At 68.3% G+C, this 14,716-nt stretch carries 4 protein-coding genes and 1 CRISPR repeat array (1 of these 5 running past the window's edge); all 4 genes read left to right on the top strand.

Going from position 1 to position 14,716, the window contains the following annotated elements:
- From nuoL to C3V41_RS12095, 4 genes are read left to right on the top strand one after another with little or no spacing between them, the layout of a single operon-like run.
- Complete coding sequence (nuoL, locus tag C3V41_RS12080) at window positions 1–2,007, top strand: NADH-quinone oxidoreductase subunit L (RefSeq protein WP_106110455.1); 2,007 nt, start codon at window positions 1–3, stop codon at window positions 2,005–2,007.
- A 17-nt stretch (window positions 2,008–2,024) separates the two neighbouring features.
- Window positions 2,025–3,533: a complex I subunit 4 family protein gene (locus C3V41_RS12085; protein WP_106110456.1), complete on the top strand. Its 1,509-nt coding sequence runs from the start codon at window positions 2,025–2,027 to the stop codon at window positions 3,531–3,533.
- Window positions 3,530–5,119, top strand: coding sequence for an NADH-quinone oxidoreductase subunit NuoN (nuoN, locus tag C3V41_RS12090; RefSeq protein ID WP_106110457.1), 1,590 nt, complete (start codon window positions 3,530–3,532; stop codon window positions 5,117–5,119). Before C3V41_RS12085 ends, nuoN begins: the two co-directional genes overlap by 4 nt.
- Window positions 5,116–6,222, top strand: a complete 1,107-nt coding sequence (locus tag C3V41_RS12095; protein WP_106110458.1) for a polyprenyl synthetase family protein — start codon at window positions 5,116–5,118, stop codon at window positions 6,220–6,222. Before nuoN ends, C3V41_RS12095 begins: the two co-directional genes overlap by 4 nt.
- A gap of 1,845 nt (window positions 6,223–8,067) precedes the next feature.
- Window positions 8,068–14,716: direct repeats of the CRISPR family, unit length 28 nt; unit sequence GGATCATCCCCGCGCGTGCGGGGTTTAC (it continues 6,501 nt past the right edge of the window).

Here is a 14,716-nt window from a genome sequence, read left to right on the forward strand (position 1 = left end):
ATGACCACCGCACCGTCTCTCGCCGCGCTCCTGGCCCCCGCCCCCGCGTCGACGGCCCCTACCGGGCCGGCCGCCTGGGCCTGGCTCCTTGTCGCCGTGCCCGCGCTCTCCGCCGCGCTCCTGCTGCTGGGCGGGCGCCGTACCGACGCCTGGGGGCACTGGGTGGGCCTGGCCGCCGCCCTCCTGGACGCCTGCCTGGGCGGGGCGGTCCTGGCCCAGGTCCTGGGGCTGCCCGCCGACCAGCGCACCATGGACCTGAGCCTGTGGCGCTGGTTCGGCGTGGGGGACCTGGAGGTGCGCGTCGGGCTGCGTATCGACCCGCTCTCCCTGACCTTCGTGGCCCTGGTCACCTTTGTGGGTTTCCTCATCCACCTGTACTCCGTGGCCTACATGGCCCACGACCGCGACCGGCGCCGCTTCTTCGCCTACCTGAACCTGTTCGTCGCGGCCATGCTCACCCTGGTCCTGGGCGACTCCTACGTGGTGCTCTTCGTGGGCTGGGAGGGCGTGGGCCTGGCCTCCTACCTGCTCATCGGCTTCTGGAACACGGCCGACGCCGACGCTCCCGACGCGCTCAAGGACGCCAGCACCTCCAACGCCACCGCCGCCAAGAAGGCCTTCATTATGAACCGTGTGGGCGACGTCGGCCTGCTCCTGGCCATGATGGCCATGGTGGCCCGGGTGGGCTCGGTGAGCTTCACCGACGTCCTGGGCCGGGCCTCGCACGGCGCCCTGTCACCGGGCTGGGCCACCGCCACGGGCTTCTTCCTCCTGGTGGCCGCCTGCGGCAAGTCCGCCCAGTTCCCCCTCCAGGCCTGGCTGGGTGACGCCATGGCCGGGCCCACCCCGGTCTCCGCCCTCATCCACGCCGCCACCATGGTCACCGCCGGCGTCTACCTCATGGTGCGCTCCGGCGCGGTCTACCAGGCCGCCCCCGACGCCCAGCTGGCGGTGGCCGTCGTCGGCGCCGTCACCCTGGTCCTGGGGGCGGTCATCGGGTCCGCCAAGGACGACATGAAGAAGGTCCTGGCCGCCTCCACCATGAGCCAGATCGGCTACATGATGCTGGGTGCGGGACTGGGGCCGGTCGGCTACGCCTTCGCCGTCTTCCACCTGCTGACCCACGGCTTCTTCAAGGCCCAGCTGTTCCTGGGGGCCGGCAGCGTCATGCACGCCATGGGCGACCAGGTGAACATGCGTCGCTTCGGGGGACTGCGCCGGGCCATGCCGGTCACCTGGGTGACCATGGGGATCGGCTGGCTGGCCATCCTGGGCGTCCCGCCCCTCTCCGGCTTCTGGTCCAAGGACAGGATTATCGAGGCCGCCTTCACCGGCCAGGGGGCCCGGCCCTGGATCCTGGGGGGCGTCGCCCTGCTGGGCGCGGGCCTGACCTCCTTCTACATGTCCCGCCTCTTCTTCATGATCTTCCACGGCACCCCGCGCTGGACCACCAAGGCCGACCCGGAGGGGCCCGTCCACCCCCACGAGTCAGGGCCCCTGATGACCGTCCCGCTGGTCGTCCTGTCCGTCTTCTCCCTGGCCCTGGGCGGGCTGCTGGCCGTAGGCGACCGCTTCACCACCTGGCTGGAGCCGGTCACCGGCCACGTCGAGCACGGCGAGCCGGTGCTGGCGGCAGAGGTCATTATGGGAGCCACCCTGGCCCTGGTGGTACTGGGCGTGGTGGCGGCCTGGCTCGTGTACGTGCGTCACCAGGTGCCTGTGGTGGCCCGGCCCGGCCCGGCCCTGGTGGAGGCGGCCCGCCACGACATGTACCAGGACGCCCTCAACGAGGCCGTCGCCATGCGGCCCGGTCAGGGGCTGGTGGCGGCCGTGACCGCCACCGACCGCTACGTCGTCGACGGCGCGGTGGAGGGCCTGGCCGCCGCCACCGCCGCCTGCGGGCGCCTGGTGGGCCGCACCCAGTCCGGGTACGTGCGCTCCTACGCCGGCTACATGCTGGTCGGTACGCTCCTGGTTCTCGTCGCCGTCCTGGCCAGCAGGTTCTGAGAGGACAGGTAACCGACATGACCGACACCACCGTGGCAGCCTCCTTCCCGGTTCTCACCCTCATGGTGCTCCTGCCCCTGGCCGGGGCGCTGGTCGTGGGGGCCGTGGCCCCCCTGCGCCGCCGGGCCCGCGCCCTGGGGCTCGTGTTCTCCGTGGCCGAGTTCGCCCTGGGCGTGGCCGCCGCCTGCGAGTTCGACGCCGGCCAGGGGGCGGCCGTCCAGCTGGCCGAGACCCGTCCCTGGATCCCGCTCATCGGGGTCTCCTGGGCGCTGGGGGCCACCGGGCTGAGCCTGGCGATGCTGCTCCTGGCGACCTTCCTGGTACCCCTGGTCCTCCTGGCCTCCTGGGGGGAGGTCCCCGCCCACCGGCAGGGCCTGTTCACCAGCCTGGTCCTGGTCCTGGAGGCCTTCGTCGTCGTCATCTTCACCGCCCGCGACCTGTTCCTGTTCTACCTGTGCTTCGAGGCCATGCTCGTCCCGGTGTACTTCCTCATCGGGGTGTTCGGGGGGGCGGGCAGACGTCGTGCCGCCCTGAAGTTCCTCCTGTACTCCCTGGCCGGGGGCCTGGTCATGCTGGTGGGCGTCATAGCCCTGTTCGTCTACGCCCACAACGGCACCCAGACCTACCTCTACTCCAGCCTGGCCCACAGCATGTCAGCCTCACCGGCCGTGAGCCGCTGGATATTCCTGAGCATCCTCGCCGCCCTGGCCGTCAAGGCCCCTGTGGTGCCGTTGCACACCTGGCTTCCCGACGCCGCCGAGCAGGCCACCCCGGGTACCTCCGTGCTGCTCATCGGGGTCCTGGACAAGATCGGCACCTACGGCATGGTCGCCGTCCTGCTGCCCGTCTTCCCGGAGGCGTCCCGGTGGGCGGCTCCCGCCGTCTGCGTCCTGGCGGTGGTCAGCATCGTCTACGGCGGTCTGGCCGCCGTCGGCCAGGACCATCTCTACCGGCTCATCTCCTACACCTCTGTGAGCCACTTCGGATTTATGGTCCTCGGGATATTCGTGGGCAGCCGCGTGGCAGCCGCCGGCGCCATGGTCTACATGGTGGCGCACGGGCTGTCCATCGCCGGTCTCTACCTGGTCACCGGGTTCATGGCCCGGCGTACCGGTACCGTGCGCGTCAGTGAGCTCGGCGGCATAGGGCGGGTCATGCCGCTGGTGGCGGGGACCTTCCTGGTCTCGGGCCTGTCCGGTATCGCCCTGCCCGGGCTGAGCGGCTTCGTCCCCGAGTGGATGGTGCTCACCGGTACCTTCTCCGTCTCCACCGCCCTGGGGGTGGGGGCGGTCGCCGGCGTCGTCATTGCCGCCGTCTACCTTCTGCTGCCCTACCAGCGGGTCTTTACCGGGGCCCCCGCTGCCGCGCGCGTGGGCAGCCCGGACCTGGACGGCCGCGAGAGGCTCGTGCTCGTCCCGATTATCGCCGCCATGCTGGCCCTGGGCCTGGCGCCCGCGGCCCTGGTGGACACGCTCGACGGTATCGCCGAGCAGGTCGCCACCGTCACGGAAGGGAGCCTCCAGTGAGCTTCACCGCCCCGGTCATTAACTGGGCCGGTCTGGGCCCGGTCCTCATTATCCTGGGCGCAGGCCTGTTGGGTGTCCTCGTGGAGGCCTTCGTGCCGCGCCGGGCGCGTCAGGTCACCCAGACCGTCCTGAGCCTGCTGGCACTCCTGGCCTCCGGGGTCGTCCTGGCGGTGCGCTGGGTGGCCCTGCGGGACCCGCTCCTTGCCGGACGCGCTGCTGTGCGCCCCTCCGGCCTGGGGGAGGTGGAGGACGGCCTGTCCGTCGTCGCCCAGGGCGTCCTGCTGGTCATCGGCTTCCTCGCGCTGCTGGTCATGGCCGACCGCACCACCGTCGGTGACGGCGCCTTCGCCGCCCAGGCGGCCGACCGCCCCGGAAGCGCCGAGGAGTCAGAGTCCACCCGCGCCGGGTGGACCACCACGGAGGTCTTCCCCCTGGCGCTCTTCTGCTTGGCGGGCATGATGCTCTTCCCGGCGGTGGGCGACCTCATTAGCCTCTTCGTCACCCTGGAGATGGTCTCCCTGCCCCTGTACGTCCTGGCGGCCACGGCCCGCCACCGTCGTCTGCTGAGCCAGGAGGCGGCCCTGAAGTACCTCGTCCTGGGAGCCTTCGCCTCAGCGCTGCTGCTCATGGGGGCGGCCCTGCTCTACGGCGTCGCCGGGAGCGTGGACTACGCCACGATCAGTGCCGCCATGAGGCAGGCGCAGGGGGGCTGGATGTCCCTGGCCGGTATCACGCTGGTGACGGTCGGCCTGCTGTTCAAGGTGGCGGTAGTGCCCTTCCACGCCTGGAGCCCGGACGTCTACCAGGGGGCGCCCACCCCGGTGACCGGGCTCATGGCCGCGGGGGTCAAGGCCACCGCCTTCCTGGCCCTGCTGCGCTTCTCCCTCAGGATCGGCTACCTGGTGGTGGACGACCTCAAGCCCGTGCTGTGGGCGCTGGCCGTCCTGACCATGCTCGTGGGGACCGTGGTCGGTGTCGTCCAGAAGGACGTCAAGCGCCTGCTGGCCTACTCGGCTATTGCCCACGCGGGCTACATGCTCATTGCCGTCACGGCCCTCGACCAGGTAGCTGTCGTCGGCCTGGTCTTCTACGCCCTGGCTTACGGCGTGGCCACGGTCGGCGCTTTCGGGGTGGTCACCCTGGTACGCACCTACCACGGCGGGGGCGTCGGGGTAGCCGGTGCCGCCGGGGCCGAGGCCACCGGTCTGGGGGCCTACCGGGGCCTGGCACGCCGCAGCCCGTGGCTGGCCGGGGCCATGGCGGTCTTCCTGCTGTCCCTGGCCGGTATCCCGCTCACGGCGGGGTTCATGGGGAAGTTCATAGTCTTCCTGGCGGGTGTGGGCGCCGGGGCCACCTGGATCGTGGTCGTCGCTGTGGCCTCCTCGGTCGCTACCGCCTTCTTCTACATGCGTCTGATCGTGCTCATGTTCTTCCATGACCCCGAGGACCAGGACGTCGTAGTGGTCGGCTCGACCGGCCTGAGCATGGCGGCGATCGGTCTGGCTGCGCTTCTCACGGTCACAATGGGGGTCCTGCCCCAGGCGGTTCTGGAGACCCTCCTCCAGGCCGCTATGCTCATCTCGTGACCGCCACGCTGACCCTGGACGCGCCTCAGATCGAAGGTCGGATCTCTGAGGCCCTTGAGGCCGTGGAGACCCGCCTGCTGGAGGTGGTCAGCAGCGCGGACGAGACCATTAACCCGCCCACGTCCCACCTGGCTGCGGCGGGCGGCAAGCGTCTGCGCCCCACCCTGACCCTGCTCACCGCCCAGCTGGGCGACCCGGTGCTGGCTGCTGGTGAGCAGGTGCGCGATGCCGGTGTCGCCGTCGAGCTCACCCACATCGCCACCCTCTACCACGACGACGTCATGGACGAGGCGCCTCTGCGTCGTGGGGCCCCCAGCGCCCAGACGGTGTGGGGCAACTCCGCCGCCATCCTCACCGGCGACGTCCTGGTGGCGCGGGCCTCCCAGCTCGTGGCGGCCCTGGGGCCCGAGGCGGTGCTGGCCCACGCCCGTACCTTTGAGCGCCTGTGCATGGGCCAGCTTCACGAGACCCTGCCCCGTCCGGCCGCCAGCGACCCGGTGGAGCACTACATCCAGGTCCTGGCGGACAAGACCGGTTCCCTGACCGCCGTCTCCGCACGGTACGGCGCCATGCTCACGCGCGCCGGGGCGGGTGTGGAGGCGCTCGTGCAGGACTTCGGGGAGAAGATCGGCGTCGCCTTCCAGCTGGCTGACGACGTCATTGACCTCACCAGTGACTCGGCGACGACCGGCAAGACCCCGGGGACCGACCTGCGTGAGGGGGTGGAGACCATGCCGGTGCTGCTCCTGCGCCAGGCACTGGCCGCCGGAGAGCTCGACGCCGCCGGGCAGTCCATCCTGTCCGCCCTGTCCACCATGGACCTGTGCGACGACGTCGTGCTGGCCGGGGTGGTGGCCCGGTTGCGTGAGCACCCGGTGCTGGCTCGTACCCGTCAGATGGCCCTTAGCTGGGCGCGTGAGGCTGTCGCCGCCCTGGAGGGCCTGGAGGAGGCCACCCTGGCCGGGACACGTGAGCGCCTGACAGGTGACAGCATTCAGGCCCAGGGTGCTCAGAGCGCCCTGGCCGAGGCCGGTGAACGGGCCCGGGTGGTCCGGGACGCCATGGAGCAGTTCGCCCACCTGCTGGTGGACCGGGCAGCCTGAGTCGGGGTGTCGTCGGGTAGTCCGGACTTGTGCGAAGCGGTGGTCATTGGACTCGCGGGGGTGAACCGGACGGGGCAGGGGCTGGGCTCAGGACCCAGCTGACGACGGCACGCCACCTGCGGTGAGCTGTGGACCTGGCGGGGGCCGCGTCCTCGACGGCGTCGTGGTCACCATGGCCGAGCAGCTGGACCTGGCGGGGGCCGCGAGTTGGTCCTCTGCCACGGTCGAGACCAGTTTGCTCCGGCCTGGTGCAGGCCGCCTGGCGGGCGTTGGGCCCCTGCCACGGTCGAGACCAGTTTGCCGTATATCCCTGCCCGTAGGTCCGGACGTACTCAGGGCGCGCCGCGAGATGCTCGCCGGGCGGGCCACCACGCCGTGTAGGTCCGGACGCACTCAGGGCGCGCACGGTGGCGGAATATAGCGCGGGCAGGGCAGAGTCTGGTTGCGTGGAGGTCAGGGCCTGCCTGGCGTGAGCAGGGCAGGGTCTGGTTGCAGGGGTCGGGGCCGAGGTCAGGCCGTCAAGGTCAGCCTTCCGGTCGAGGTGCCTGCCAGCTGCGTGGGGGCGGGGGCTGCACCCCCGGCCGGGACTCGGCCGGGCGGTCGTGCCCGCCAGCTGCGTGTGGGGCCGGCCGTACGACAGGCTTCTCGAACTTATCCGCCACCGTGTGCCCGCCAGCTGCGTGGGGGCGAGGGGCCTCTTCCGCTGGGCAGCTGGCGGCAGGGGCGCCGCTCGCCAGCTGCGTGGGGGGTGGGGGAGCGCCCGTCAGCGGTTATTTATGGTGAGGTCGTGCCCGCCAGCTGCGTGTGGGGCCAGGGCCGGAGGCCAGCCCTCCAGGGCCGTGGGGTGTCTGCTGGTGGCGTGGGGGCCAGCCCCTCATCGGCTGGTCCCCGTGCCGTTACGTGGGGGCGCCTGCTGGTTGCGGGGGTCGGGGCCGGGGTCAGGTCCTCAGGGTCAGCCTCCCTGTCGGGGTGCCTGCCAGTTGCGTGGGGGCTGGCCTCTCACCGGCTGGCCCTGTGCCGCTACGTGGGGTGTCCGCTGGTTGTGTGGGTCGGGGCCGGGGTCAGGCCGTCAGGGTCAGCCTCCCTGTCGGGGTGTCCGCTGGTAGTGCGGGGCTGGGGGCGGCGGCTGCTGGGTGGGAGGCCGTGGTGGCTGCCGGTGGGGCGTTCGTCGGGGGCCTGGGTGGCGGTGTTGCACATTCATCCTGGGGTGCTGGTCGGGCCGGTGGCGTGATTCCAACGTTTTTCCGCCCCGGGGGGCGGAGGTGAGCAGGATGAATGTGCAACGTGGGCGCCGTTGCACATTCATCCTGGTTCCCGGTCCCAGGCCGATGGGTGGATCCGCATGATCCCGCCGTTTACTGATCGCCGATTGTAAAAAAAATGTGCAACTCCGCCAGCCGGGCCAGCTGACAGCCTGCCCGTAACCGCCAGCAGGTCCGGCTGGCGCTAGCGCCCGTGACCGCCAGCCGGCCCGACGGAGGCTGCTGGCCACCGCATCCTAGACATGCGGCGCAGACGGAATAAGCACGCAACTAGATCCTGTCTTGCTCGTGCTATGGAGGTAGCCGGGCTAATTCCAAGTCCTGTCGCCGTTCAGGCGTCCTTACGGTATTGCCTGCACCTCTTACGGGGATAGGTCTTGAGGGTCACGACCACCGTCTGGGCAGCACTAGTTCTTGCATGTTGCGTTATTTCTTGCAGAGGAGGACCGGAAGGCTTCGGAACCATGCGGGTATCTCGGTGTTCGGAAGAATGGCGGTACAAGGATTAATGAGGTATGTAAGAACCAGTGCAGCTTGGAGTCCTGTGATGCGTGACTGGCCCTATGCAATGCCCTGGGAACGGGAATCATCCCCACTCGCGCGGGGTTTACTTTACCGGGGCGTGGTAGAACTCCGACCCCGTCGGATCATCCCCGCGCGTGCGGGGTTTACACCGCCGGTCAGGGTAAGCTCACGACCGAGAACGGATCATCCCCGCACACGCAGGGTTTACCCTGCTCAAGGGTGACGAGCATGGCGTTTTTCCGGATCATCCCCGCACACGCGGGGTTTACATCCGTGGCCTGCTCGACGGCATCAAGTCCATGGGATCATCCCCGCACACGCGGGGTTTACGCCGTCCACGACGGGCGCGGCCACTGGCTGGTCGGATCATCCCCGCATGCGCGGGGTTTACGGTGACGCTCTTGGCCATCAGCCCCGCACCTCCGGATCATCCCCGCGTGCGCGGGGTTTACGCCTCCCGCTACGACTCCGACGGGAAGCGGAGGGGATCATCCCCGCACGCGCGGGGTTTACGCGGCGGCCACGGCGGCCTCGGCCGCCACCACCGGATCATCCCCGCATGCGCGGGGTTTACCCCCTGCCAGCCCCCGTCCATGTCGCGCCACCCGGATCATCCCCGCACACGCGGGGTTTACCTGACTACGGCAGTCAGCAGATCCAGCACCTTGGGATCATCCCCGCACACGCGGGGTTTACCAGACGCACCTCATGTGAGTAGGCTCACCCTTCTGGATCATCCCCGCACACGCGGGGTTTACGTGACCGCGTGACTGGCGTCACGTGGCCACTGGGGATCATCCCCGCACACGCGGGGTTTACCTCGCCCCGGCCGGGCTGGCGTCGGGCGACCAGGGATCATCCCCGCACACGCGGGGTTTACGGTGGTTGAGGGAGGTGGGGGGTGGCCCCACGGGGATCATCCCCGCACACGCGGGGTTTACTTGTGACGACGGGATTCCGGGGTTTGTCGCCTGGGATCATCCCCGCACACGCGGGGTTTACTTGTGACGACGGGATTCCGGGGTTTGTCGCCTGGGATCATCCCCGCACACGCGGGGTTTACCTGTAGGCCCACGAGTCGTCCGTTGACCCCGCGGGATCATCCCCGCACACGCGGGGTTTACCGGTTGGTGGTCGAGGGAGGGGTGGCCCCACGGGGATCATCCCCGCACACGCGGGGTTTACGATCAAGAGCGCAGCCTCAGTCGTCGGCCGAACGGATCATCCCCGCACACGCGGGGTTTACGACCGCTTGCCCTTGGCCAGTTCCTGCCGGATCGGATCATCCCCGCACACGCGGGGTTTACAATTTCAACGTTTTATGGTCGGGGTGGCGGGATGGATCATCCCCGCACACGCGGGGTTTACCCCCAACCCAAGCGGTACCTGGGAGTGGCCGCCGGATCATCCCCGCACACGCGGGGTTTACAGGGGGATTTCGATTGTTGATGCGAGTAATCCAGGATCATCCCCGCACACGCGGGGTTTACTATGCGGGGGTGTCTTAGTGGCGGGAAGCCCTCGGATCATCCCCGCACACGCGGGGTTTACCACTCTAACATGTTGCCCTGGGGCATGTAGGACGGATCATCCCCGCACACGCGGGGTTTACAGCCATGCGGCCTCCCATGAGGCGGCACGGGGGGGATCATCCCCGCACACGCGGGGTTTACTTCGAGGGCGTGGTTGAGCATGGTGGCTCTGGCGGATCATCCCCGCACACGCGGGGTTTACCCATACTCACTAGAGTGTGTATAGTTATGGGTGGGATCATCCCCGCACACGCGGGGTTTACGCCGTCGGTGGCGTTTCCGACGGCCTTGGGCTGGGATCATCCCCGCACACGCGGGGTTTACGCGGCCCGGGCGACCCCGACCCGACGATCACCGGGATCATCCCCGCACACGCGGGGTTTACCGGTCGGTGGGCTCGTACATGTGGGAGACCCTGGGATCATCCCCGCACACGCGGGGTTTACCCCTCCCGCCCGCGCCCACACCCCAGGCTCTCGGGGATCATCCCCGCACACGCGGGGTTTACGCCTCCAGCTCCCCCAGGGCCGCCCGCACGGCCGGATCATCCCCGCACACGCGGGGTTTACGACACCAGGTAGTCTGTCGCGTACCGCACCAGCGGATCATCCCCGCACACGCGGGGTTTACCGGCCACCGTGACCAGCGTCACGGCGACCTGACGGATCATCCCCGCACACGCGGGGTTTACCGGCCACCGTGACCAGCGTCACGGCGACCTGACGGATCATCCCCGCACACGCGGGGTTTACCTGAGCGAGCACTGTGACGCGTGGGGCCGCCGGGGATCATCCCCGCACACGCGGGGTTTACAAGCCCCCCCGGGAATACTTAAGTTTGGCTGGCGGATCATCCCCGCACACGCGGGGTTTACTGGGCGACGCCTGGTGCTGGGGCGTGATGTAAAGGATCATCCCCGCACACGCGGGGTTTACAGGCCACTGTGCCACTGCACGTGGGCCAGCTGAGGATCATCCCCGCACACGCGGGGTTTACGTGACCGCGTGACTGGCGTCACGTGGCCACTGAGGATCATCCCCGCACACGCGGGGTTTACACGCGCACGGACTCAGCCCGCATGCGCCGCATGGGATCATCCCCGCACACGCGGGGTTTACGGTTTACCTAAGTTTGGTGGGGGTGTGTTGGGGGGATCATCCCCGCACACGCGGGGTTTACGCCGTCGTGTGTGGCCCTGTGGGGGTTAGGTGGGGATCATCCCCGCACACGCGGGGTTTACCGCGAGGCCTCATCAGAGGTCATAAAAAACGGGGGATCATCCCCGCACACGCGGGGTTTACTCGTCGCCGGTCTCCCGGACGATCTTGAGGACGGGATCATCCCCGCACACGCGGGGTTTACAGGAGGTGGTCCAGGCGGAGGCGCTCGGTCGCCGGATCATCCCCGCACACGCGGGGTTTACCGCTCAGGGGCGCTGTGAGCGTCTCTGAGCGGCGGATCATCCCCGCACACGCGGGGTTTACTTGCCCGCAGCGTTCACCCCAGTTGACAGGGTAGGATCATCCCCGCACACGCGGGGTTTACCCACCGACGGACCTCAGGATTTCCGATCATACAGGATCATCCCCGCACACGCGGGGTTTACTCACTACTAGACGCCTCACTGCTACCGCCCACAGGATCATCCCCGCACACGCGGGGTTTACACTCGCACGCTCGGTAATGGGCACTTTCGCTTAGGATCATCCCCGCACACGCGGGGTTTACCACGAATCTTAAGGTTGTCGAATTGTGCTACCCGGATCATCCCCGCACACGCGGGGTTTACGTTAACAGCCAAAACTACTCCTTGTCGGGCACGGGATCATCCCCGCGCGTGCGGGGTTTACGGCGTCATCACCGACGCCGACGGCAAGGTTGTCGGATCATCCCCGCGCGTGCGGGGTTTACGTGAGCGGGGATGCCCTTTCGGGCTGGGGGCCGGGATCATCCCCGCGCGTGCGGGGTTTACGCGTGGCGCGGTCGTATGGTCGTCGTGGGCGGGGATCATCCCCGCGCGTGCGGGGTTTACGTCCGTCCATCCGTAGAAGCGCGTGGTTATCCAGGATCATCCCCGCGCGTGCGGGGTTTACGGTGATGATGACGTCCGGCGGCGGGAGAAGTCCGGATCATCCCCGCGCGTGCGGGGTTTACAAGGGTTATGGGTGGGTTAGGTTTACCTAAGTTGGATCATCCCCGCGCGTGCGGGGTTTACGCCATAGCGGTCTTCGTGACCGCGCCCCACGCGGGATCATCCCCGCGCGTGCGGGGTTTACGTTCATGAGTGCTTTGGCATCCGCTCGGCCGACGGATCATCCCCGCGCGTGCGGGGTTTACTCTGAGCGGCTTTCCGTCGTCATGTGTCCCCCTGGATCATCCCCGCGCGTGCGGGGTTTACAAGGGCTGGCGTTTCTCGCTTTCTAGGGCGTAGGGATCATCCCCGCGCGTGCGGGGTTTACGCCAGGGTCGCGGCCTGCTGGGCCTGGGCGTCCGGATCATCCCCGCGCGTGCGGGGTTTACGACAGAAGCCCTCTTCCAGAAGCGCCTACAGCGGGATCATCCCCGCGCGTGCGGGGTTTACCCGATACCGATTCTCTGGAGCCTCACAGCTGCCGGATCATCCCCGCGCGTGCGGGGTTTACCCGATACCGATTCTCTGGAGCCTCACAGCTGCCGGATCATCCCCGCGCGTGCGGGGTTTACGACTACGGTCAGCCCGCGCTCAGCGACGACGCCGGATCATCCCCGCGCGTGCGGGGTTTACCCGATACCGATTCTCTGGAGCCTCACAGCTGCCGGATCATCCCCGCGCGTGCGGGGTTTACGACTACGGTCAGCCCGCGCTCAGCGACGACGCCGGATCATCCCCGCGCGTGCGGGGTTTACGGCGACGCCCCCCAGGACCCGACGGTGGAGGCGGGATCATCCCCGCGCGTGCGGGGTTTACTAGGAGAATCCCGAAAAATCAACCTAAAACCGCGGATCATCCCCGCGCGTGCGGGGTTTACTGCTCAGGGGTACGCCCAGCATTACGCCGGAGAAGGATCATCCCCGCGCGTGCGGGGTTTACCGGTGCCCGCGCAAGCGCCGGTGGTGACGGCCCGGATCATCCCCGCGCGTGCGGGGTTTACTCCACGATCACCAGGGAGCGCTTGACGAGGGGGGGATCATCCCCGCGCGTGCGGGGTTTACTCGGTCCGCTTATTTTTGCTCGTGTGGATTGGAGGATCATCCCCGCGCGTGCGGGGTTTACGACGATGTGCTGCGGGCCACAGTGGTCAACAACGGATCATCCCCGCGCGTGCGGGGTTTACTGGGTGGATACGGGGCGTGGTAGGGAGGACCGGGGATCATCCCCGCGCGTGCGGGGTTTACCCTGTCATCTTGGTGATCTCGGGGATCATACGGGGATCATCCCCGCGCGTGCGGGGTTTACCGGGCACCGTGACCAGCGTCACGGCGACCCGACGGATCATCCCCGCGCGTGCGGGGTTTACCTGCGTGCGTGATCGGCGTCACACGTCCACAACGGATCATCCCCGCGCGTGCGGGGTTTACCGCTGGCGGGGCCGCTGGTGGCCTTTCCCGGGCGGATCATCCCCGCGCGTGCGGGGTTTACTTGCTACGATCATGTCCGGGAGGCTCGTCAGCGGGATCATCCCCGCGCGTGCGGGGTTTACGGAAATCGATCCGCGAGGTCGCCGAGGGAACAGGGATCATCCCCGCGCGTGCGGGGTTTACGCCTGGGCCTGAGGGTCCGGTAGAGGGTGATCGGGATCATCCCCGCGCGTGCGGGGTTTACCCCGGTCGAAGGGGAAGGCGCTGAGCGGCCCCCGGATCATCCCCGCGCGTGCGGGGTTTACTTCCTGCCGGATCTTGATGATGGTTAGAATGGCGGATCATCCCCGCGCGTGCGGGGTTTACGCACGGTACGCGCGCGGCGTGCACCGTGAGGGGGGGATCATCCCCGCGCGTGCGGGGTTTACACTGAGACCGAGATCACTGAGGCCAGCGAGGCGGGATCATCCCCGCGCGTGCGGGGTTTACGCACGGTACGCGCGCGGCGTGCACCGTGAGGGGGGGATCATCCCCGCGCGTGCGGGGTTTACACTGAGACCGAGATCACTGAGGCCAGCGAGGCGGGATCATCCCCGCGCGTGCGGGGTTTACCTGCGTGCGTGATCGGCGTCACGGCGACCCGACGGATCATCCCCGCGCGTGCGGGGTTTACCTCGCGGCCGGGAAGTGCTTGGGTTTGTACCACGGATCATCCCCGCGCGTGCGGGGTTTACCTGCTGGACCACGAGGGCCTGTCCGTCACCGCGGGATCATCCCCGCGCGTGCGGGGTTTACAAGACCGCCGTCCACGCCAGCACCACATTCACAGGATCATCCCCGCGCGTGCGGGGTTTACGGGATCCGGTGCCCGGCCGGGACCCCGGAGTAGGGATCATCCCCGCGCGTGCGGGGTTTACATCAAGTCCTCCACGAAGGACGCGGGGGGCAAGGGATCATCCCCGCGCGTGCGGGGTTTACCCGCCCACCTCCGAGCCGTCTGACGGCGGGGAAGGATCATCCCCGCGCGTGCGGGGTTTACGAGGCCGTTGCGAGGATGTTAGCCGCGGATGCCGGATCATCCCCGCGCGTGCGGGGTTTACAGTCGCCGTCGCTCATCTCCGGTCGGCATTCAAGGATCATCCCCGCGCGTGCGGGGTTTACCCGTTACCGACGCCACGAAGTCGGAAAACGCAGGGATCATCCCCGCGCGTGCGGGGTTTACCGCTACGTCGGATGTGGAAATGCCGTGGAATGGGGATCATCCCCGCGCGTGCGGGGTTTACCTCACAGGGATACGGGCGGCTTGACCCTGAGAAGGATCATCCCCGCGCGTGCGGGGTTTACCTTCTTAATATAGATATGATGGTGGTGGGCGAAGGATCATCCCCGCGCGTGCGGGGTTTACTAACCGTGACCTTAAGAGTGATAATGTAGACTAGGATCATCCCCGCGCGTGCGGGGTTTACGCCAGCTTCTCATGTCCTACCGGCAGACACTTCGGATCATCCCCGCGCGTGCGGGGTTTACCCCGTAGGAGTGCAATGATTCCTTTTTGGGGCGGGATCATCCCCGCGCGTGCGGGGTTTACGCCATGTCAGCGCCGTCAAGGCCCGGGAT

It is taken from the genome of Actinomyces sp. oral taxon 897 (assembly GCF_002999235.1).
Lineage (GTDB): Bacteria > Actinomycetota > Actinomycetes > Actinomycetales > Actinomycetaceae > Actinomyces.